Origin of the sequence: Methylomonas subterranea (genome assembly GCF_024505185.1) — a bacterium.
GTDB lineage: Bacteria > Pseudomonadota > Gammaproteobacteria > Methylococcales > Methylomonadaceae > Methylomonas > Methylomonas subterranea.
Genome location: NZ_JANIBJ010000030.1, coordinates 34,154 through 56,414 on the forward strand (window position 1 = coordinate 34,154; position 22,261 = coordinate 56,414).

At 51.6% G+C, this 22,261-nt stretch carries 20 protein-coding genes; 6 read left to right on the forward strand and 14 right to left on the reverse strand.

What is annotated here, in order from left to right:
• Positions 1-42: 42 nt before the first annotated feature.
• Entirely contained in the window at positions 43-234 is a 192-nt protein-coding gene (gene hemP / locus NP590_RS15210) for a hemin uptake protein HemP (protein ID WP_256603430.1), read from the forward strand.
• Positions 235-418: 184 nt separating this feature from the next.
• Here hemP and NP590_RS15215 read toward each other — a convergent pair whose 3' ends face one another.
• The 14 genes from NP590_RS15215 to dnaA all read right to left on the reverse strand — a co-directional run bounded on the left by NP590_RS15215 (position 419) and on the right by dnaA (position 16,907).
• Positions 419-1,129, reverse strand: a complete 711-nt coding sequence (locus NP590_RS15215) for a M48 family metallopeptidase (RefSeq protein WP_256603432.1) — start codon at positions 1,127-1,129, stop codon at positions 419-421.
• Position 1,130: 1 nt separating this feature from the next.
• The gene (locus tag NP590_RS15220) at positions 1,131-4,451 is read right to left on the reverse strand and encodes a type I restriction endonuclease subunit R (RefSeq protein WP_256603434.1); all 3,321 of its coding nucleotides are present in this window, start codon (positions 4,449-4,451) and stop codon (positions 1,131-1,133) included.
• Between the two features lie 28 nt (positions 4,452-4,479).
• On the reverse strand, positions 4,480-4,692 hold the full coding sequence (locus NP590_RS15225) for a hypothetical protein (protein WP_256603435.1): 213 nt from the start codon (positions 4,690-4,692) through the stop codon (positions 4,480-4,482).
• A gap of 121 nt (positions 4,693-4,813) precedes the next feature.
• On the reverse strand, positions 4,814-5,071 hold the full coding sequence (locus NP590_RS15230) for a type II toxin-antitoxin system MqsA family antitoxin (protein ID WP_256603437.1): 258 nt from the start codon (positions 5,069-5,071) through the stop codon (positions 4,814-4,816).
• A 4-nt stretch (positions 5,072-5,075) separates the two neighbouring features.
• The gene (locus tag NP590_RS15235; protein WP_256603439.1) at positions 5,076-5,381 is read right to left on the reverse strand and encodes a DUF4258 domain-containing protein; all 306 of its coding nucleotides are present in this window, start codon (positions 5,379-5,381) and stop codon (positions 5,076-5,078) included.
• Positions 5,382-5,541: 160 nt separating this feature from the next.
• Positions 5,542-5,763 carry a hypothetical protein gene (locus NP590_RS15240; protein ID WP_256603441.1) on the reverse strand — a complete coding sequence of 74 codons (222 nt, stop codon included), beginning with the start codon at positions 5,761-5,763 and terminating at the stop codon, positions 5,542-5,544.
• Between the two features lie 65 nt (positions 5,764-5,828).
• On the reverse strand, positions 5,829-6,554 hold the full coding sequence (locus NP590_RS15245) for a restriction endonuclease subunit S (RefSeq protein ID WP_256603442.1): 726 nt from the start codon (positions 6,552-6,554) through the stop codon (positions 5,829-5,831).
• Entirely contained in the window at positions 6,547-7,083 is a 537-nt protein-coding gene (locus NP590_RS15250; protein WP_256603443.1) for a restriction endonuclease subunit S, read from the reverse strand. The genes NP590_RS15245 and NP590_RS15250 overlap by 8 nt, the downstream gene beginning before the upstream one ends.
• Positions 7,084-7,521: 438 nt before the next feature.
• Positions 7,522-7,815 carry a GIY-YIG nuclease family protein gene (locus tag NP590_RS15255; protein ID WP_256603444.1) on the reverse strand — a complete coding sequence of 98 codons (294 nt, stop codon included), beginning with the start codon at positions 7,813-7,815 and terminating at the stop codon, positions 7,522-7,524.
• Between the two features lie 97 nt (positions 7,816-7,912).
• The gene (locus tag NP590_RS15260) at positions 7,913-10,426 is read right to left on the reverse strand and encodes an N-6 DNA methylase (protein ID WP_256603445.1); all 2,514 of its coding nucleotides are present in this window, start codon (positions 10,424-10,426) and stop codon (positions 7,913-7,915) included.
• A 266-nt stretch (positions 10,427-10,692) separates the two neighbouring features.
• Positions 10,693-13,098 carry a DNA topoisomerase (ATP-hydrolyzing) subunit B gene (gene gyrB / locus NP590_RS15265; RefSeq protein ID WP_256603447.1) on the reverse strand — a complete coding sequence of 802 codons (2,406 nt, stop codon included), beginning with the start codon at positions 13,096-13,098 and terminating at the stop codon, positions 10,693-10,695.
• Positions 13,099-13,214: 116 nt separating this feature from the next.
• Positions 13,215-14,288 carry a DNA replication/repair protein RecF gene (gene recF / locus NP590_RS15270; RefSeq protein WP_256603449.1) on the reverse strand — a complete coding sequence of 358 codons (1,074 nt, stop codon included), beginning with the start codon at positions 14,286-14,288 and terminating at the stop codon, positions 13,215-13,217.
• Positions 14,289-14,297: 9 nt separating this feature from the next.
• The gene (gene dnaN, locus NP590_RS15275; RefSeq protein WP_256603451.1) at positions 14,298-15,401 is read right to left on the reverse strand and encodes a DNA polymerase III subunit beta; all 1,104 of its coding nucleotides are present in this window, start codon (positions 15,399-15,401) and stop codon (positions 14,298-14,300) included.
• A 189-nt stretch (positions 15,402-15,590) separates the two neighbouring features.
• A complete protein-coding gene (gene dnaA, locus NP590_RS15280; protein WP_256603454.1) occupies positions 15,591-16,907 on the reverse strand; it encodes a chromosomal replication initiator protein DnaA in 1,317 nt (438 codons plus the stop codon).
• Between the two features lie 150 nt (positions 16,908-17,057).
• Between dnaA and gmk the strand changes: the two genes are divergently transcribed.
• From gmk to NP590_RS15305, 5 genes are all read left to right on the forward strand, one after another.
• On the forward strand, positions 17,058-17,672 hold the full coding sequence (gene gmk, locus NP590_RS15285; protein ID WP_256603456.1) for a guanylate kinase: 615 nt from the start codon (positions 17,058-17,060) through the stop codon (positions 17,670-17,672).
• A 15-nt stretch (positions 17,673-17,687) separates the two neighbouring features.
• On the forward strand, positions 17,688-18,125 hold the full coding sequence (locus tag NP590_RS15290; RefSeq protein ID WP_256603457.1) for a hypothetical protein: 438 nt from the start codon (positions 17,688-17,690) through the stop codon (positions 18,123-18,125).
• Between the two features lie 78 nt (positions 18,126-18,203).
• Positions 18,204-19,484 carry a glutamate-1-semialdehyde 2,1-aminomutase gene (gene hemL / locus NP590_RS15295; RefSeq protein ID WP_256603459.1) on the forward strand — a complete coding sequence of 427 codons (1,281 nt, stop codon included), beginning with the start codon at positions 18,204-18,206 and terminating at the stop codon, positions 19,482-19,484.
• On the forward strand, positions 19,484-20,830 hold the full coding sequence (locus tag NP590_RS15300) for a DNA recombination protein RmuC (RefSeq protein WP_256603461.1): 1,347 nt from the start codon (positions 19,484-19,486) through the stop codon (positions 20,828-20,830). The genes hemL and NP590_RS15300 overlap by 1 nt, the downstream gene beginning before the upstream one ends.
• 373 nt (positions 20,831-21,203) lie before the next feature.
• A complete protein-coding gene (locus NP590_RS15305; protein WP_256603460.1) occupies positions 21,204-22,127 on the forward strand; it encodes a hypothetical protein in 924 nt (307 codons plus the stop codon).
• Positions 22,128-22,261 lie beyond the last annotated feature (134 nt).

A 22,261-nucleotide genomic window follows, 5' to 3' on the forward strand; every position in this document is an offset into this window, starting at 1 on the left:
AGCGTGCGCCGTTTTAATTGCGCTTTACCATTGAGATCCTTTATGACCAACCCAGCGTATCAACCGAAAACGGCGGAAGTCCGGCGGCCGACGAACGGAGAAAACGACGGCGTCCGGCCTCGGATCAACAGCAAGCAGTTGTTCGCCGACCGAAACGAGATCGTCATTGATCATCAAGGCGACGAATACCGGCTCCGTATCACCAGCAACGGCAAATTGATTTTGACCAAATAACGCTATCGGGGCCTGTTTGCGGTTGCGTTTCGCCGCAACAGACCAAAGGTCTTCATCAACAAGCTGATCGGTGGAGCCAATACGCCGGTTGGCAGCACGAGGCAGGCCGGTGGCTTTAATGTCCCAGGCTCGTTTATTCGATTTGGGTTCAATATTTAAGCTGAGTTGGTTTCGCGTTTTCACGTCAAAGCCCATCTACGCTGATGCCATTCTCGGCTAACCAAATCTTTCGTCTCTCGAAATCAGGTAACACGCGTTCAAGCAACCGCCAAAACTCAGGCGTATGATGCGATTGGCGCAGATGGGCTAATTCATGCACCACGACATATTCTGCAATATGCGGAGGCAATAGAACGGTTTTCCAATGAAAATACAGCCAGTCGCCTTTGCCGCATGAGCCCCAGCGGTAACCCAAATCCTGCACCTTGGCGCCGGCAGGCTTTACTTCCATGCGGCTCTGAAATTCCCTGGCTTTGGCCCACAACCAGCGGGTGGCATGAATGGTGTACCAATCGACAAAGGCTTCCCGTCCTCGTTCGACGTGGTCGCGCCGCAAACGAAACCGGCCGTTGACCAGCTTCAACGCCACGGCCTGCACATCAACCAACTGCAAACGATAGCTGCGGCCCAGGTATAAAAAGCCTTCGCCATCGAGGAATTGCTTGATCGGCACCTGTTTTTGCAGACGTTCTTTTTCGGCCAGTTTGGTGTAAATCCATTCGCGCTTCTCGATCACGAAATCGCGCAATACAGTCACATCAACTTCCGGCGGCGCGGACAACAACAAACTGCCGTCCCGCTCCACAGTGATTTGCAGGGTGCGGCGGCGCGAGCTACATTTTACGGCAAAGCACAGGTCATCAACCGTTAGCTCACAATGACCGTTTATACCCACGTCAAACCTGCAGTAATTTATCGTGATTGGCTCTGGCTTGTTCCATCAGTTTATCCGCCAACACCCCGGCACCATTGCCATCGATCAAGGCCGGACGTAAGCGCATCAGATAATCAAACAAGCGACCGTTCAGCGCATCCTGGTCGGCAGCCTTACGCGGCGCCCAAATTTCCGGATTGCCTTTCAGTTCGTCGATCAGCAAATCAACCAACTCGACGGTTACATCGGTTAAACGCACGACTTCTGCAGGACTCGGTACTTCACTACCATTGACGACATCGACCACGGTGCGCAGAAACGGCAAATAATGTTCCGGCAGCTCGCTAGATGTTTCGTCGTTGACGACGTGGCCACTGCGCAGTTCGGCAATGATTTTTTGCAATTGCGTGATCAATTCGTCCCATTGCTGATCCAGGCTTTTTAGAATCTCGCTAAGACGCTCGGACAGTTTGCGGTAACCGACCGGGTCTTCATCGAGGTGCTTTCTAATATGCGAGCGAATCGCGTGTTCCATTTCCGAGGCCTTGGCCCGGTCGTTGGCGGCACGACCGACGTGGCGCTCGAAATCGGCATCGGTTAGCTGGATCGGCGGAATTTTCGGATTCACACCCAAGGAAATCACATGCTCGTCGATCAGCTTGCGCACCTTGGCGCCGACATCCTTGCCCAACACCGGCGTGTCTTTGTAGCGGTTACGAGCGCGGGCATAGATATAGGCCAACTGCTTGGCATCTTTGGTGAACGGCAAACCTTCCGGGCGGGGCAACACGGTATCCAGCGACGCCAAAAACGCCTTCAACTTGACCGCGAACTCGGCACGCAATTTTTCGCTGGCCAGAACCTCGATACAGGCTTCGGTTTCCGCCAACGATTCCACGCCGCACTGGCGAAACACATCCACCACTCGCACATGCCGGTCGCGCAGTATCGGAATTTCATCCTGTAGACTGGTCAACGCACCTTCAATGTCCTCGTCGGCATAAGCCGCCAGCGCTTCCCGCAAATGCCTCGCCACGCCGTAGTAATCGACCACAATCCCGCAACGCTTGCCAAAGCCGGTGCGGTTGACCCGAGCGATAGCTTGCAGCAATTCAGCTTCGCGGATCGGCCTATCCAGGTACATCACGCCTTCGATCGGCGCATCGAAACCGGTGAGCAACATGGATTTCACCACCAAAAACGCCAGCGGGTCGGTCTTGGTCGGATCGGCATGCAACAGCGGCTTTTTGAAACGCTTGATCAATTGCTCGTGTGCCGAACCATCGGTCCACGGCTTCCAGCCTGGATCATCGTTGTTGCTACCGGAAATGATCGGTGCAAATTGCAACGCGCGCAAAGTTTCCCGATACCGCCAAGCTTGCACCACGGCCTGCACCTTTGGCGGCCTTTGGCATAAAGCTTCATCGTCCAACATCTTGTCGTCCGCCGATAAAGCTTCGGCATCGCGCAACAACTCGTCGCGGGCAAGCTGCAAGGCCTCGAAATAACGTACCGCCGCCAAGCGGCTATAAGCCACCACCTGCGCCTTGTAACCATTCGGCAGGATGAAAGTGACGTAGTGACGCAGCATGTCGCGGGCTTTGTCGGCAATCAGCGCCGGTGCGTCGAACAACTGGCCTTTGGTGGCGTATTTTTGTTTGATCAATTCCAGCTCTTGCGGACTGTGCTGCCGAAACAAGTCCTCGAACAACTCGTCCAGGCTGGCTCCATCCTTCACCGCGCCCTTGGCGGTGCGGCCTTCATACAGTACCGGCACCGTGGCCCCGTCCGCTTCGGCTTGCTTGATGGTGTAACGGTCGATGAACTCGCCGAAAATTTCGTGGGTGCGCTTTTTCTCTCCCATGATAATAGGCGTGCCGGTAAAGCCGATGCGGGCACTATTCGGCAAACCGGCCAGCAGATTTGCATGTAAATCGCCGGCCTGGGTGCGGTGCGCTTCGTCCACCAACACTAAAATGGCTTCGTCGTCGTTCAACACCTCGAAGGCGGCTTGGGCGTTGTACGTAGATTTTGGCGTGGAGATACCCGCTTGTTTCGGCAAATCGGCGGCTGTCAACGGTGCATCATCAACCAGCTCCGCATCGCGATATTTCTGGATGGTGGCAAAGATCAGCCCCGGCCCCTTACGCTTGGCTAAATTCTTGATGCCGGTGGTATTGCTGGCGACTTCCACCGTCTCGCCTGTCAGCGTCGCAGTCGCCGATAGTTGCCGCTGCAAATCGTTGCGGTCGGTAACAACGATCACTTTGAATCGGCGTAGCAAGGGTTCCGCGCGTAATTTGCGCACCAAAAACACCATGGTAAAACTCTTACCGGAACCCTGGGTGTGCCAAATAATGCCACCGCGCTGATCCGATTCACCATGCTGCTTGCGGGTTTTTCCGGTTTTCAGCTTGTTCAGTGCCTTGTTCACCGCCCGGTATTGTTGGTAGCGGCACACGGTTTTAATGGTCTGACCTTCGGCCTGCATGAACAGCATGAAATGCCGGATGACATCCAGCAAATGCGCAGGCGTTAAAAGGCCCGCAATCAGACGCTGTTGTTCGGATACTATCGTCTTGCCTAAGCGCTCGGCCACCTCGGCTTCGTTGCCCGAACCGTCCGGCCCGACCACCGTTTTCCACTGCGCAAAATGTTCGAACCCGCCGCCGATACAACCGACCCGCGCTTCGTCGAAGGAACTGGCAATCAGCAATTGCACCGTGGCAAACAAGGTTTCGTTGCCCTCGTTGTCGTCTACTTCCAACGCAGCGTGACGTTGATTAGCGTAGCGGCGCAATTGATCAACCGCCTCGGCCAAGGGTTCCGGTATCGACGGGCTTTTACATTCCACCACGACGATGGGCAAACCGTTCACCAACAACACCAAATCCGGCACGATAAAAGCCTTGGCGGCATTAAAGTCCGGCGGGCAATCGACACGGTACTGGTTAACCACCGTGAAGCGGTTATTACCGGGCGTTTCCCAATCAATATAACGGATGGTCTGGCCGCGCCCGCCGTCCCAACCCGGCAGGCCTTCCACGGTAATACCGTCTATCAACAAGCGGGTGACCTTTTCGTTGGCTTCCATCAACCGGCCACTCAAGCGGCTAATCGCCGCCACCGCTTCGGCAATCCGCTCGTCATCCAACCAGGGCCGGCCATCGTGCAAATTCAATGCGCGCAACCGCTCGCGCAAAACCGCTTCCTGAATGACCTCGGCAAAACTACCACGCCCGGTGACAGCGGGGTCGTCCAAACTACCTTCGACTGGCGTCCAGCCCAGTTGCGTCAACTGCGCGATAAATGGTTTTTCAACGTCTTCCAGTTCCCGGCCCATGATTTATTCCGTGTTTGATTAACTCATTTCAAGTTGCGATTGTCCTATAGCCGCCGCTCATAGAAACCTCATAGCGGCTAATATCCAGCTTTATAGACCAATGGATAAACGGTCCAAGCTTCCCATCCGACGGGTAAAAAATAGTTATTTTGCCCCTGACAATCAAATAGCCGTCAAATAATAACAAGCCATTTAAATCAATGCCTTGGACAGAAAATCCTTCTTCCGTAATATCGTCCAAGGCTCGGCAATCAAATAGCCATCCAATAGCTGCTCATAACATGTAACAGCCAGCTATAGTGGCGTATAGAAATCTCATAGCAAGCTCTCTAACAAAAACTATCGTCAGGCGAACTTCAAATTCACCGACTCAAAGCAGCGAAAGACTCGACCGCTACCGGTTTGATCCAAGTCGGCTTTTTTTGGTGATTGATAATCGCCAAGTGCTCGGCTTCGATGGCTTTCAACACGGCAGCCTCAAAATATTGTTCCCCGCAGAAGTCGCATTCCAGGCAGGGAACATCATCGATAATCAACAACTCGTCGCCTTGTTGATGCAGATAACGCGTTAACTTATGGCTTAAATGCTTGTGGCCGCAGAAGCTACATTGTTCAGTCATGGTTTTATCCTCGCTCATAAGGATTCTTAAATTTAGGTGGTGTGGGAATATACACTGTAATAATCACCAACCATTCACCTAGTGTGCCGCAGACCGCATGGATCGGCTTGCCGGCATCGGTAAAACCCACCAACAAACAGCTTTCGCCGCGGCCGGTATCTGGATACTGCTCGATAATGCGCCCAGAACGCAAGGCCTGTTCCACATCCGCCAGCGATAAAGCATCATTCTGCCGTTCGCGGTCGGCGTGGCGAGAATAGCGGTACTGATTGTTTGCCGCACACGCCTTGATCCAGCTTTCATCGATCACTTAATCTACTTTGTCAGATTCAACAACGCCGTCATGCCCGCCGGGAAGCGGACATCCAGTGCCATGGATGGCAAGTTTCGATCCGTCCGTGGAGCCTGGATTCCGGCAATCCATGCCGGAATGACAGTTATCAAACATAGATATGTATAACGATGAGAGCTCAAGATTGGGAACCAGGAACATAATCGGTTTTGGCGGCATCTTCCTCAGCAGTTAACGCAAATTTACCCAACCAACGCTTGGAAAAGCTCGCTCCGGCTGCGGGTAACCCGTCTGACGGTTCCGAAATATCGGCATCGGATTTTTGCGACAACGGCAGCACGATGATTTCGGCTTCCGCGCAGTCGGCAAATTGCTCAGGTAATTCCAACTGCACGGTCAAGCCGTTCAACTTGCGAGTGATTCGATGGGCATACATGGTTAAGCTCCGGATTTGGCGAAGAATGCTCAGGATAACCCAAGCAAGGGCGTGACGCGAACGCGGCCGGTGAGGAGGTCGTTCATGAGGCCAATTTTGAGCATCTTAAGTTGATTCAAATCATTATCCTCAGAAATTATTCTGTCATTAGACCGGGTAATACTTTCTACAATTTCTATTCTCTCCCTCTTTGATGGAATCGGAATCCGGATATTTCTAAGACTATCCAAATTAAGCCCCGGCTTACTTTGTCCATATTGAGCGTCGACAATTTGCCGATTTCCGGGAGCACCTTCTACAAGAAAATTGACCACCACCTTGGTAATCTCTGGGTCATAAAGTCGAACGAGTCCAACATGCTGACTTACAAATGAAGTTACACGCCAATCGTCTGGGACTATGGCAACATTTCCAACTCCATTGCCAGTTATTGTTACCAACAAGTCAAGAGCTTCAAGTTTAGTCCGTTGTCCTTCTTCTCCAGAGGGGGGTAAGACATATTGACGATCCCCCAAATCTAGATGACCCATTCGAACATTTTGACTTCGGACGAAAAGAGAACCGGAATCAGCATAGTACGAAGCCCAGCCTCTTGATCCACTTGTAATTAGCGCCGAAATGTCTCCAAGTCTTTCCGTATTCCACTCCTTCGGAATCCAACCCAGCCGCGAGCGTTTGTAGAGGTGCGGGGCTTCGGATTGGGGCGGGCGGAGTTCGCCGTTGGCGTCGATGCCGCGCGTCAGCAGGTCATGCATTAAACCCTGCTTGACGGCCTTGAGCTTGGCAATGATCGCCTCGGTTTCGCGGATGGGTGTCGAGGGTGTCTAGGATTTTGGCAATTGTCGGCAATTCTTCACTATCAGGGATCTGCAAATGGAGATTTAAGAGATCACTTTTATTGATTGCTTCAAATGTTGTGCCTTGGGCAACTCTGCGAAGAGCGCCATTTTGTCTTAGCAACAATTCGGCAGCCAATGAGGGTTTGATTCCGCGAAACCGGATTGCAGCTAACCCCCTGCCAATGCAGAAATCACGATCAGCGACGTTGACTGAACCAACTGGTGCCCGGACCGAAATTAATACATCGTCAGTTCTCGCCAACTTCGTCGGACGAGTACAACCATATTTGGGTTCTGGAAAAACCGGGCCGAATTCTGCATTGCCTTGAAGAAACGGATAACCTAAAAATGGATCGTCATATACGAATCGCGAATCAGGGGATTGCCCCATTTCCACATGCGCGATTTCGCCTAGCCTAAACGAAACCATCGGTTCTTCAGACATACCCCAGCCCCCGCAAATACCCCTGCAACACCGAAATCGTCATTCCCGCGTATGCGGGAATCCAGTGAGGGCTGAGGACATTTGCTGGGTCCCCGTGTTCACGGGGACGACGGGAATAGCAAAACATACCTGACTCCTGCCAACCGTTTTGCATTGCCTCGTTTGTCATTCCCGTGAATGGCCTGTCCCCGGCTCGAACGGGGACGGGAATCCAGTGAGGGCTGAGGACATTTGCTGGGTCCCCGTGTTCACGGGGACGACGGGAATGGCTAAACATACCTGACTCCTGCCAACCGTTTTGCATTGCCCCATTTGTCATTCCCGTGAATGGCCTGTCCCCGGCTCGAACGGGGACGGGAATCCAGCTAGGGCTGATGGCGCTTGCTGGATCCCCGTCCCCGATCAGAGTCGTGGACAAGCATTCACGGGGACGACGGATTAGGGGGTTTTGATGTCGTCCCACAGATCGCGCCAGTTTGGGTTTTGTTGCTCGATTAAATCCAGCTTCCATTTGCGGTTCCATTTCTTCAACTGCTTTTCGCGGGCAATCGCGGCGTTCATGTCGGCATGCAGTTCGTAATAAACCAAAGTATGCACCCGGTATTGTTTGGTAAAACCTTCGACCAGGTCTTCTTTGTGTTGCCAAATTCGTTGCAATAAATTACTGGTAACGCCGATGTACAAGGTGCCGTTGCGTTGGCTGGCGAGGATGTAGACGGCGGGTTGTTTCATTGAATTGCGAACGCCAACGATTTTAAGTCATTCCCGCGAATAGCCTTTACCATCCATGGCATCTGGGTTCCGGCAATCCCTGCCGGAACGACGGTCGTTAAACATACCCCAGCCCTTTCAAATACCCTTGCAACGCTTTGGAAGCCGAATCGCGCCGACTTTCGATTTCAGTCAATGTCACCCGATATTTGTCCCACCAGTTTTCGAACGCGGCGACGATTTGTTTGCGCTGGGCGGCGATGTAGCGTTCCAGGATGGCTTGCATGTCGTGATGCAAAATTTTCAACAGCAGCTCGGCGGCTTGTTCCGGCGTCAGGGCATCGACTGCGCGGTTCAGATGTTGGGTAAAGCCGTCCTGCTGGGATTTCAGTTGCTTCTTGACCTCGGCCAGTTGTTTTTTCCAGGCCTTGATTTGCGCTTCGTCGACCGGGTTTTCGTCGTCTTCGGTTTCGCTGACCTCTTCGTCGTCATCGCTTTTCACCGGAGCGGCGGCTTTGAGCTGGCTTTCCAGTTCGGCTTTTTGCGCTTCCAGTTCGCTTAACGCGCTGACAAAGTCGCCGAGCAGGAATTTGACCAGTTTGTGTTCCAGCGGACTGTCCTTGCCGGCTTTGTCTTCCAGGGCGGTGACGATGCCGGTGCGCCAGGCGTCGACTACGCCTTTACTGTCGCGGGCCATCAGGGTCAAAAAGTCGTATTTGCTTTGATACCAGAAGCCGGCAACGATGCCGCGCACTTGAAACGGGTCGAGCAGGCCGATGCGTTCCAGGTTGTCGGAAAAGCTATGCAGCAGTTCAGTGCGCAAGGCCACCAGACTGGCGGCGTTGTCGCGTTGCCCGGCCAGCGCGGTGATGCGGGTACTGTGTTCCGTCCACCACTGCTCAAAGGCAACGCGGATCGCGGCTTCCTTGGCTTTCAAGCCGGGGTTGGCTTCGATGGCGGGCTTTAACGACTGGCGGTTGTCCAGGTGGGGTTGGAAGTCGCAATAACGAGTTTCAGCTCCTGGGTCCCCGTTTTCACGGGGATGACGGCGTTGGAACAAATCCAATGGATTCAAACCGTGCGCATTGAACAATGCCATTTTGGCGTCGACTTCGGCTTTGGGCACGCCGCCGAGCAAATGGGCGCGCACGTCGTGCGGCTCAGGCGGTGGGGCATTGTCGGCATAACGGCGGATATTGAGGTTGTAGTCGTTGGCTTTCAGTGTGGCGTTGTCGATGATCGCCGAAAAACCATCAATAGCCTGGCATTGGTCGAAGGTGGTGACGATTTTTTCGATGTGTTCCGGAAGCAGGAAATTCTGCGCCCGGCCTTCGAAGTATTCGCGGTCGGCGTTGATGAACAGCACTTTGCCTTGGCGCTCGGTGGGTTTGCCGCTGACGCGATTGGCACCGTCCTGCACGTGTTGGCGCAACACCAGAATGCAGGCTGGGATGCCTGTGCCGTAGAACAGGTTGGGGGCGACGCCGATTACCGCTTCCAGCAAATCGTCTTCGATGATGCCGGCACGGATGGCTTTTTCTTCGCCGCCTCGAAACAGCACGCCGTGCGGCATGACGGTGGCCATGCGGCCGCCATCGCGCAATACGGCCAGCATGTGTTGCAGAAACATCAAGTCGGCTTTTTTGGCCCCGAGCGGCACTTGACCGTAACGGAAGCGCTCCGGGAATTTCGGCGCCCAGGCCGGCGTGCCGTCGGCGTTCTTTTCGGTGTTGCCCCAGTTGATCGAGAACGGCGGATTGGTGAGGATGCGGTCGAAGCGGCGCAGTTCGCGGTTTTCGATATGGCGCGGATCGGCCAGGGTGTCTTCGTTTTCCAGATCGGCGGTACTGATGCCGTGCAGCAGCATGTTCATCTTGGCGATGGACCAGACCGTGCCGTTGAACTCCTGACCAAACAGATTGGCCTTGCGGCCGTCGGCGCCGTGTTCGTCGATGAATTCCTTGGCGGCGATCAGCATGCCGCCCGAACCGCAGCACGGATCATAGACGTGGTGGTGTAGTTCCGGTTTGATCAACCGGACCATCATTCGCACTACGGCGCGCGGCGTGTAGAACTCGCCGCCTTTCTTGCCGGCCGAGTCGGCGAACTCGCCGATCAGATATTCGTAAGCGGCACCGAGCAGGTCGGGAAATTCGAAGTCTTCGTTGCGCAGCCGGTGCTGGCCAAAGTGACTGATCAGCTGACGCAGTTTGATGTCGGGGATTTTGCTTTGACCGACCTTGCGGGTGAAGTCGATGTGTTCCAGCACGTCGTGCAGGCTGGTGTTGGCGGTTTCGATGCCGGCCAGGGCCTTGTTCAAATAGTCGCCGACATTATGGTGGGCGTCGTTCAGTAGAAAATCGTAGCGCGAATGCGGCGGCACCCAGAACGTGCCTTCGGTTTTATACCAGCGGGAGATTTCGGCATCGGTTTCCGCTTCCGTTTGGGTTTTGCCGTTATCTAACCCGAGTTGAATCACCTCTTCCCGGCGCTGCTCGAACACGTCCGAACAGCGTTTCAAAAACAGCATGCCGAAGATGTATTCCTTAAATTCCGAGGCATCCATCTTGCCGCGCAAAATGTCGGCGGCTTTGAAGAGATGGCGTTCCAGTTGGGGCAGGGTTAGCGGCATTTAATGGTCCGTTATGCTTAATCCATGAATCATACAGCGCTTCGAGTCTGGTTCGAAGCTATCTAGCATTCAGCTATTCGTCTTTAAATAACGGCAGGGCTATGAGGAGAGGACTTCACCCCTCGCTACAACCGATCCCTATTAGATAAGAACCAATCTCATCTACTGCTTTTTCATTTAAGGTGTGTCCCCAAAAAAATGTGGCCTGCCGTTCGCAGACCACTTCATAGCAGCATTAAGAAATTATGAGATCCAACACGACAACATCACACATCCAAATTCGCCACATCCAAGGCGTTCTTCACTATGAAATCCCGGCGCGGTTCAACGATATCGCCCATTAGGGTGGTGAAGATTTCGTCGGCGGCAATAGCGTCATGAATGGTCACTTGCAGCATGCGGCGGCTGTTGGCATCCAGGGTGGTTTCCCATAACTGCTCTGGATTCATTTCGCCAAGACCTTTGTAGCGTTGGATGTGTTGGCCTTTTTTGACTTCCTTCATCATCCACTCAAAGGCTTCCTTGAAGTTGGATACCGCTTGTTCGCGCTCGCCCATGCGCATTACGGAGTCAGTGCCGAACAGGCTTAGCGTCTGTTCGGCGTAGTGGGCTATTTTTTGATAATCGTTGCCGCTAAAAAAGGTGGCATGCAATACGAAGGTTTTGGTGATGCCGTGCAGGCGTTTGTTGACCGTGACATCGAAATCGTCGCTGCCGCTATATTTTAGTTCGGTGGTGAATACGGCTTTGTGCTCTCCGGCATTCAAATTACTTTCCAGTTGCGTAAACCAAGCAGCGAGTTTATCCCGTTCGGCTTTGGTTTCCTGGCTTAACGGCGGCAAATAGGTCATTTGTTCCAGGTACAGATCGTCGTAGCGTCTGGATAAGCGGTTGATGACGGCCATGACGTCGGCGAATTCGGTTGCCAGTTTCTCCAGGCCTTGGCCTTGAATGACCGGCGTGTCGGTGTCGGTTTGCAGTTGGGCCTTGTCCAGCGCCAGTTGAATCAGGTATTGGTTCAAGGCGCTATCGTCCTTGACGTAATGCTCCTGCTTGCCTTTTTTGACTTTGTACAAAGGCGGCTGGGCGATGTAGATATGACCTCGTTCGACCAATTCAGGCAGTTGCCGATAGAAAAAAGTCAGCAACAGGGTGCGGATGTGCGAGCCGTCGACGTCGGCATCGGTCATGATGATGATGCGGTGGTAACGCAATTTGTCGACGTTATACTCGTCCTTGCCGATACCGCAGCCCAACGCTGTGATCAGGGTGCCCACTTCTTCCGACGAAATCATTTTGTCGAAGCGGGCTTTTTCCACATTCAAAATTTTACCCTTCAACGGCAAAATGGCCTGGGTACGGCGGTCGCGGCCTTGTTTGGCGGATCCGCCCGCCGAGTCCCCTTCCACTATGAACAGTTCGGACAAGGCCGGGTCTTTTTCCTGGCAATCGGCCAGTTTGCCGGGCAGGCCGGCGATATCCAGGGTAGTCTTGCGCCGGGTCATTTCGCGAGCCTTACGCGCGGCCTCTCGCGCCCTGGCGGCATCTATTATCTTATTGACGATGGCTTTGGCGACTTGAGGTTGTTCCAGCAGGAATTCGTGCAGTTTTTCGTTCATGGTGGATTCCACCAGCGGTTTTACTTCCGATGAGACTAACTTGTCTTTTGTTTGCGAGGAGAATTTGGGATCCGGCACTTTCACCGACAATACCGCTGTCAGGCCTTCGCGAGCGTCGTCGCCGGTGGTGGCGACTTTTTCCTTCTTCGCCAGACCATTGGTTTCGATGTACTGGTTGATGGTGCGGGTCAGCGCGGCACGGAAACCGGCCAAATGGGTGCCGCCGTCGCGTTGCGGAATGTTGTTGGTGTAGCAGAATACGTTTTCCTGATAGGAATCGTTCCACTGCATAGCCACCTCTACTACCACGCCTTCCTTTTCCGCCTGGAAGTGGAAGACTTTTTCAAACAACGGGGTTTTGTTTTTATTCAGATGCTGTACGAAGGCACTGATGCCGCCTTCGAATTCGAATACATCTTCCTTGCCGGATCTTTCGTCTCGCAACGATATGCGTACGCCGGAATTCAAAAACGACAGTTCGCGCAACCTTTTGGCCAGGATGTCGTATTGGAATTCGGTATTGGTAAAAATGGTCGGACTGGGTTTGAAGTTGATGAAGGTGCCGCTGCCATCGGCTTCGCCAACCACCGCCATGGGTGCTACCGGTTCGCCCAGCAGGTATTTTTGCTGATACAGTTTTCCGCCCTTGCGTACCTTCAGGGTCAATTCTTCCGACAAGGCATTGACCACCGATACCCCCACGCCGTGCAGGCCGCCGGAAACTTTGTAGGCGTTGTCGTCGAACTTACCGCCGGCGTGCAATACGGTCATGATGACTTCAGCCGCCGAGCGGCCTTCTTCCGCATGAATATCGACCGGGATGCCGCGACCATCGTCATACACCGAAACCGAGCCGTTTTCGTGAATCACTACATCGACACCCTTGCAGTAGCCCGCCAGCGCTTCGTCGATGGAGTTGTCGACAACTTCGAATACCATGTGGTGCAAGCCGGAACCGTCGTCGGTATCACCTATATACATGCCAGGGCGTTTTCGTACCGCATCCAGTCCTTTAAGCACTGTGATATTCGAACTATCGTATTGTTCACTCATGGTGTTGTATTCCGTTGTCTGCTGTTGTTCAGCAATGCACGGCTAACTTTTGCCGGTTTGGCAAAAGGACCTGCGTAAGCGTGCTTGCTGGTTTTATTATTGTTTCACGTGAAACCCTACAACTGTTGAATACAGCCTTGTTCCACGTGGAACACTTTGTAATTATTTAGGGTGCTTAAATCGCCGAAGTCGGATAAACCCGTACTGGTTATAAATACCTGACAACCGAGATTTGCTAGGTATTTTAACAATTTTGCCCTGTTTACTGTATCCAATTCGGCGGTTAGATCGTCCACCAGGATACAGCAATTATTCCGAGCTTCGCTGTTCAACAAACTGACTTGCGAAAGCAACAAGGCCAACACCAGTAGCTTTTGTTGACCGCGCGACAAATAATCCTTGGCTAAGCGCTGGTTGTGGAACGTCAAAAAGTCGGCCCGATGGGGGCCGGCATGGGTAAACCCATAACGTAAATCTCTATCCAGATTCCGGACCAGCATACGTTCCAAGTCCAATTGCTCATCCCAACCGGCGGAAAAGCGCAATTCAATCTGGGATGTATCCAAAAAATGACCAGCCATGTCTAAAAACACCGGCGCCAGCAGTTGAACATATTCTTTACGAAGCGCATTGACTACGGCGCCATATTCAATCAATTCCCTGTCCCATGCCGGCACTTGTTTAAGTTGTCGATTTTTCAGTAAGGCATTGCGTTGCTGCAGGGCCTTACTGAAATTACGCCAGTTGGGTAAGAAGTTTCGGTTGTGATTAAAAATCCCCCAATCCAAAAACTCGCGGCGATTTTGCGGACCGGCATCCAGCAGGCGATAGCTTTTCGGATGAATCAACTGCACGGGAAATAGATAAGCCAAGTCGGCTTTTTGGCGGTTTTCCTGGTCTATGCGTATCTCTGTTTGCTTGGCGCTTATCTGAATACCGAGACTGGCAACGGAACCCTGATGCTGGCGGTGTTGAGCCGCGACGATCAATTGAGTCCGGTCGAAACCGATGGCTTGTTTGACGTATTGGGTACGAAAAGACCGTGCCCTGCCTAAAATAAAAATGGCTTCCAACAGCGAACTTTTGCCGCTGGCATTGGCACCCGTTACAAAATTCAAGCTCGGCGATGGCTGGATGGTTGCCGAATGGATGTTTCTTACCGAGATCACATCCAATTTCAACAAAGTCATAGCCGACGCTTACATGCGCATCGGCATCACAATGAATTTGAATAAGGGATCTTCCGGTTCTTCGATAAAGCAACTGCTGGCGTTACTGGCAATGGTAATGACCGCCAGTTCCGAATCTAGGTTGGAAACCGCATCCAGCATATATTGGGAGTTGAAGGAAATGCTCAAAACCTGACCCTGATAATCGATAAGCAATTCTTCTTCGGCTTCGTCGTGCTCCGGATTGTGGGTACTCAGCTTTAACAGGTCCGCGCCAATATCGAAGGTCACGCCCTTGTATTTTTCATTGGACAATATTGCCACCCGGGTCAGGGCCTCTCTGAGCAATTGTTTCTGAATCAACAGGGGAGTCATGAAGGCTTGATTGAACACTTTGCTGAAATCCGGAAATTTGGCGTCTATCAATTTGGAGGAAAACGCTACATCCTTGTAATAAATTTTGATGTGGTTATTGGAAAACTGAATATTGAGTTCCGCATCGGCATCGTCCAGCAGACGGCTCAATTCCTGTACCGCCTTGCGCGGCAAAATGATGCGCGCTTCGTGACCGGTGGCTTGGCCGATATCGTCTTCAAAAATCGACAACCGATGGCCGTCGGAAGCCACTAATTTCAAACGGGAGTTGCTGATGTGCAGCAGCAAGCCGTTCAGATAATAACGTACATCCTGATTAGCCATGCAAAACAGGGTTTTATCCAGACCTTTTTTGAATTTGCCGGCGTTTAACAAAAACTGGTGATCGAATTCGGACTCATTGAATTCAGGATAGTGCTCGGCGGGCAAGGTACTCAAGGAAAACCGGCTACGACCAGACACCAGTTTGACTTTGTCTTCATGCAACTCGAATTTGATTTCGGCGTTGGGAGGCAATAAACGGCAGATATCCAAAAATTTACGCGCCGGAACAGTGATATCGCCGGCATCGCTCACCGAATCAAGATTAAGTTTGCTGACAATCTGAATTTCGGTATCGGAGCCTATCATGGTTAAGCGGTCTTCATCCACATGCAGCAACACATTGGACAGAATGGCCATGGTTTGGCGTTTCTCTATAACGCTGACGATTTGTTGCAGCGGAGCTAATAACTGATCTCGGTTAATAATAAATTTCATATAAATATTTTTTTATTTATTGTTACTACTACGCAGGCAAAAAACTGTGGAAAAGACATTTTTATAATTATAAAACATAAGCTTATTAAACTTTTAACTTGTTACCTGCTGCCAATTGCGCCTGTTGGCCGACTGGGGATAACTTAAACGGCAATAAGTACCCCCGATTTTTCCCCAGCTTATACGCAGTTAATGCGATAGGGTTCTCAACAGGTTTTTGTAATCTTCCGCGATTTTGACGTCGTCCTCCTTCAGTTCGGCAACCCGCTTACAGGCATTGATCACCGTGGTGTGATCGCGGCCGCCGAAGGCATCGCCGATTTCCGGATAACTGTGAGAGGTCAATTCGCGAGCCAAGGTCATGGCGATTTGTCTGGGCCGGGTTAACGATTGTTTACGGCTTTTCGACGACAAGTCCGCCACCCGAATTTTGAAATACTCGGCCACGGTTTTTTGAATGTTGTCGATACTGACCAGTTTGTCCTGCAGGCTGATCAAGTCGTGCAGGGCTTCCTTGGTAAATTCCAGGGTGATTTCCCGGCCGGTAAACTGAGAATTGGCTACCACGCGCCTTAACGCGCCCTCCAAATCTCTGACATTGGAGGGAATGCGCTTGGCGATAAAAAAAGCAATTTCCTGTTCCAGGGTTACGCCGGCCTGGTGGGCTTTCTTGATCAGAATGGCGGTACGCGTTTCCAGGTCCGGCGGTTCTATTGCCACCGGCAAACCCCAACCGAAGCGGGATTTCAAGCGATCTTCCAGGCCTTGAATTTCTTTCGGGTACTTATCGCAGGTCAAAACAACCTGATGCTTTTGATCCAACAAATTATTAAAAGTATGGAAAAACTCTTCCTGCGAACGTTCTTTACCGGCTAAAAACTGGATATCGTCCATCAGCAACACATCGATGTTGCGATAGTAATCCTTAAAATAATTGATGCTGTTTTGTTGCAGGGCCTTGACCATGTCCTGCACGAACTTTTCCGAATGCAGATAGACGATGTTGGCATTGGGATTTTTCAACAATACCGCGTTACCTATGGCGTGCATCAAATGGGTTTTCCCCAAACCGGAACTGCCGTATATAAAAAGAGGATTGTAGACCTTGCCTATGTTGTCCGAGACGGTGACCGAAGCAGCCCTGGCCAGTTGATTGGATTTACCTTCCACAAAGCTTTCAAAGGTAAAAGCTTTATTTAAAAAATTCGGCTGATTTTTTTTCTGGGTGGGTGCTTTATTCAGGGTGGGTGCTTTGATGGCGGGAGCTTTTTTACTGCCGATTTCAAATTGCACGGCGAGGGTGGCATTGGAAAACTCATTGACGGCATCTTCTATGATTGCAAAAAAATGCTGTTTGATATGGTCGATGATGAAACGATTGGGTGCCAGCAGTTTCAACTGGCTATCGGTTTCCACCGCTTGCAGCGGTCTTATCCAGGTGCTGAAATCGGTTGTGGGAATTTCGTGCTCAAGTTTGGCCAGACAATTGTTCCAAATAGCGCTCATCGGCTTGTATAGAAGGGGTTGGAAAGGCCGTTCATAATACCACAGCCCCCCAGCCGGACGGTTTTTTGGCTTGACTCTTAAGCGTTATCAGAAAAAAATGGCGGCCGCACCTAAAAACCTTTTCCCGCTCCGGCGCACACGCATATTCAAATGATTACTGGCAAACTTTATATTATTTCCGCCCCGTCCGGCGCCGGCAAAACCAGTTTGGTTAAACAGCTGAGACAACAAATGGACAAACTGGTGGTGTCGGTGTCGCATACCACCCGGGGCATGCGTAGCGGAGAAACTCACGGCAGCGATTATTTTTTCGTTTCCGTCGATACCTTTCAAGCCATGATTGAACGGCAGGCGTTTCTGGAGCACGCCCGGGTATTCGATAATTATTACGGTACCGCGCAAAAAACCGTGGAAGACAATCTGGCCCAGGGTCTGGATGTGATTCTGGAAATAGACTGGCAAGGAGCGCAGCAAGTCAGAAAAATGTTGCCCGACAGCGTATCTATTTTTATCCTGCCGCCATCGATAGAAATTTTGAAACAGCGTTTGCAAAACCGCGGCCAGGACGATGAGGACACCATAGCCCGCCGCATGCGTGACGCCGTCACCGAAATGAGTCATTATCCGGAGTTCGATTATTTGCTGGTCAACGATGATTTCGATTTGGCGTTGCGCCAACTCAAAAGTATTGTTACCGCCAATCGCTTGCTACAAGCCACCCAGCAACAACTATTGGCACCGTTACTGCAAAATTTACTCAACTAAAACAATTATAAAATTATGAAAATCAAATCCCTATTAGTCCTGTTGACCTGTCTGAGCCTGAATGTATTCCTGGCTGGTTGTTCCGACGACAAGCCGGCGGAAACCCAACCGGCCGCCGCCAGCAAACCCGCGCATAATCCTTTCGATCATTCGCACGATGAAGTCGTCACAGACGTGGTCAAACATCAATTCGAACACGAGTTTGCCGATCAATGCGTGGCGCGCGAATTGAAAGCTTCGGCCAATCCGGATATCGACAAACCGCGTTTGGACAAAGACTGCATGTGCATCGCCCGCTATATGATGAAGGATCTGTCGGCCGAAGACGCCAAGCATTTCCTGAAACAGCATGAAAACACCCATTCGTTGCGTATCAAGTTCGACGCGGCGGCTTACTTTTGCCTGCAAAACAAACAGCAACCCAAGGGTCCGCGGCTTTTCGGCAAACAGTAAATTTTTCCGAATACCGATCTCCAGGGTACGAAGAACCGTTCTTCGTACCCTTTATTTTTTCTAACAGCTCTTTTTACCATGACTCAAGCCAGCGACTTATTTTCCCAAGCCAAAAAATTCATTCCCGGCGGCGTCAATTCGCCGGTTCGTTCGTTTAGCGGCGTCGGCGGTACGCCGGTCTATTTCGATCGCGCGCAAGGCCCTTATGTTTACGACAGCGAGGGCAAGCGTTATATCGACTATGTCGGTTCATGGGGACCGATGATCCTTGGCCACGCTGATCCGGAGGTAATAGAGGCCGTCAAACAAAGCGCCGAAAAGGGTTTGAGTTTCGGCGCACCCACCGAAATCGAAACCCGCATGGCGGAAAAAGTCTGCGAATTGCTGCCCGCCGTGGAAATGGTGCGCATGGTCAGCTCCGGCACCGAAGCCACCATGAGTGCGATACGTCTGGCGCGCGGCTTTAGCGGCCGGGATAAAATTGTCAAATTCGAAGGCTGTTACCATGGACATTCGGATTCCTTGCTGGTTAAGGCCGGTTCTGGTGCCTTGACTTTCGGCGTGCCCAGCTCGCCCGGCGTACCGGCCTCCGTCGCCGCGGATACCATCACGCTGACCTACAATGACAGCGATAGCGTACGGGACTTGTTTGCCAAGCTGGGCGAGCAGATCGCCTGCATCATCGTGGAACCGGTGGCCGGCAATATGAACTGTATTCCGCCGGAAAACGGTTTTCTGCAAACCTTGCGCGACGTTTGCGACCGATACGGCAGCCTGCTGATTTTCGACGAAGTGATGACAGGCTTTCGCGTCGGTTTGCACGGCGCGCAAGGTCTGTACGGCATCAAACCGGATCTGACCACCTTGGGTAAAATCATAGGCGGCGGCATGCCGGTAGGCGCCTTCGGCGGCAGTCGCCGGATCATGGGGCATCTAGCGCCCTTGGGGCCGGTTTATCAGGCCGGCACTTTGTCGGGTAATCCGGTGGCGATGGCGGCGGGTTTGAAAACCCTGGAATTGATTTGCCGGCCCGGTTTTCACGACAGACTGACTCAACAAACCACTCAACTGCTCGGCGGATTGCAACAGCGCGCCGATCAGGCCGGCATTGCCTTTACCACCAATCAGGTCGGCGGCATGTTCGGTTTGTTTTTCAGCGAGGAAAAAGCCATCAAGCGCTTTTCTCAAGTGATGCAGTGCAACCAAGACCGTTTCAAACGGTTTTTTCACGGCATGCTGGAACAAGGCATTTATCTGGCGCCGTCGGCGTTTGAAGCCGGTTTTGTCTCCGCCGCGCATGGCGATGCCGATATACAGAACACTCTAGACGCCGCCGGCACGGTTTTCAACAGCCTGTGATGGAGCAATGGCTTTGGCCGCTGGCATGCGTGCTGGCGGCTTTCTCCGGCTTTTTAAGCAGTGTCTGGTGGTTTAGCAAAAGGCGCCGGGCACTGGATACATTACTGGCAACACAACGGGAGCAACTGCAGCGCCAAAGCATCGATCTGGCGGTGGCGGAGGAAAAACTGGCTGCCTTGAGTCGAAAAGAGTCGGAAATTCAAAGTTTGCAACGGCAATTGCTGGATTTGAAAACCCAAAACGCCGATCTCAACGCCCGCCAACAAGAACAACATAAAAGTAACGCCGAAAAAATCCGCCTGCTGCAGGACGCGGAAAATCAACTTAAAGCCCAATTCGAGAACCTGGCGCAACGTATCTTCGAGGAGCGCGGCAAGCAATTTGTCGAGCACAACAAAACCAGCATCGAAAGTCTGGTCGCTCCGCTGAAGCAGCAACTGGGCGAATTCAAAAATCGCGTCGAAAGCGTATACGACAACGAAACCAAGGACCGCATTTCCCTGCGCGAGGAAATCGTTTCCTTGCGCCGCGACACCCAAAAGATGAACCAGGAAGCCTTGAACCTAACCCGGGCATTGAAAGGCGATCATAAGCTGCAGGGTAACTGGGGCGAGATGATATTGGAGAAAGTGCTGGAACAATCAGGCTTGCGCAAAGGCATGGAATACGAAACCCAAGGCGCTTTCCGCGATGAAGACAAGCGCCTGTTCAAACCGGATGTGATCGTCCGCCTGCCGGACAATAAGGATGTGATCATCGATTCCAAAGTCTCCTTGCTGGCCTATGAACGTTATTGCGCGGCGGAAGATGATAGCCAGCGTATCGAAGCCTTGAGGCAGCACACCGAAGCGGTGCGCAACCACATCAAAGGTCTGAGCAACAAGGACTATTCCAGTTTAAAAGGTTTGCGATCCTTGGATTTCGTGTTGCTGTTCATGCCCATCGAAGCCGCCTTCATCGCCGCGTTTCAAGCCGATGAAAAACTGTTTAACGATGCCTTCGAACACAAGATCGTGGTCGTTACCCCCACCACCTTATTGGCCACCTTGCGTACCGTGCAAAACATCTGGCGTTACGAACAACAAAATGAAAATGCCCGGCTCATTGCCGATAAGGCCGGCAACCTGTACGACAAGATCAGGGGATTTGTGGAGGACATAGAAAAACTCGGCAACCAGTTGCAGACGGTGCATAAAACCTACAACGGCATCGTCAACAAACTGACTACGGGTAGCGGGAATTTATTGCGTCAGGCCAGCGCTTTTGAAGAACTGGGGGTGAAAATCAAAAAAAAGTTGCCTAAAAGCTTTAGCGAACATTTGCGGTTGGACGAAAACGAGGAATGAAACAAGCATTTCTTGGCGCCCGATGCTGTTTGGTAATAATAAAAAAGTATAGATATCTTTATTTTATTACTATTATTAACAGTCGATATTTCTGTTGATAAGCTTTATTTTTCGTTATAAATCATAGTATTGTATGTTAAATAATCGTGTGTGTGGCCGGCTTTTACGCTTGTGATGGGATTGTGGATAAGCTGTATTAGATAGATTCGGTGGAATTTATCCACAGGTATTCAGCTATAAACTACACAGCTTTCCAACAGATGTGGGTTGCGGCAATGCAATTCCGATCAGGACTTCAACTTGAAGGATGAAAAAGGTAAAGTGGTTAGCCTTTTAGTTAGACAGGTAATGGCTTTATCTCCGGGAGCTTGCCATGTACGAAATCAGTTCAGACGTTTTTAGCCAGCTGCATATCGATGTTGCCCGTAATGCCACGGACGATTTCAATTTGTTTCATGACAACAAGCACTGGCACAAAATTAAGGATAATCCCTTTCAAGGACCCATCACTTTGGGATTTCAACTGGAATCGCTGATCGAAGGCAAGTTGGCGGATTTTCGCCGGACAGCCGACGAACTGGATTTAATAGGCAGTCACCAGCTAAATTTCAGCAATTACCAGTTCTCATTTGCCAACGTCATAAAAGCCGGGCAATTCGTGGAAGTGGAGATCAAGCCGTCGCAATTCAAAGACTCGCCCACGCCCGTGCTCAGCAACCGTATCATGGTCAAAAGCGATGGCAACTTGGCATTGCTGGGATATAAAAAAGAAACCTCCGAGCCTTTATTTCTGAATTCGCCGAACTTTTCCGATTGGGGCGATTTGGCTGCTCAAGCCGATAGGAGTTATATCGGCGGCGGATATTTTTTAAAGCGCAAATTCATGACCACCAGCAACGCCAAAAATTTTCTCTGCGGGTGCTTGCGCGATCAAACCGAATATTTCGATGAGTTACAGGACAAGGTGATCTTTCCGGAAATGTTTCCCTGCGCCTTGTTGTCGAGCGCTCTATTGGAAAAAGCCAAAAAAAAAGGCCATGATTTCGAGAAAAATCCCATGGTCTACACCTCGCATAAAATCAGCATAGACAGGCGGCAACTGTCGGAACTGAAAAGCAATGATGCACTGCATATTTTGATCAAGCCGGCGGACAATTCCGCCGAACACGATTTCGGCGAATCGTCGACGACCGCCTTGGATTACGAATGCTACGGTGTTGTGTCGCAAAGCGCGCTGCTGTTCAGAGCGATAATTTCCCTGGCTCCCTTGGAATTGATTCTGAAATCCCTGGGTTAATGTGATTTACCGGTGAATTACTCTGAAAGTCACGCGGCAACGGCCCAGAAAACTAAGGACATAACGCTGTTGACTTTCATTTGCCGGGGTGATTGCCAGGCCTTCATGAACGTTACTCTGAAAGTAAAAATCGA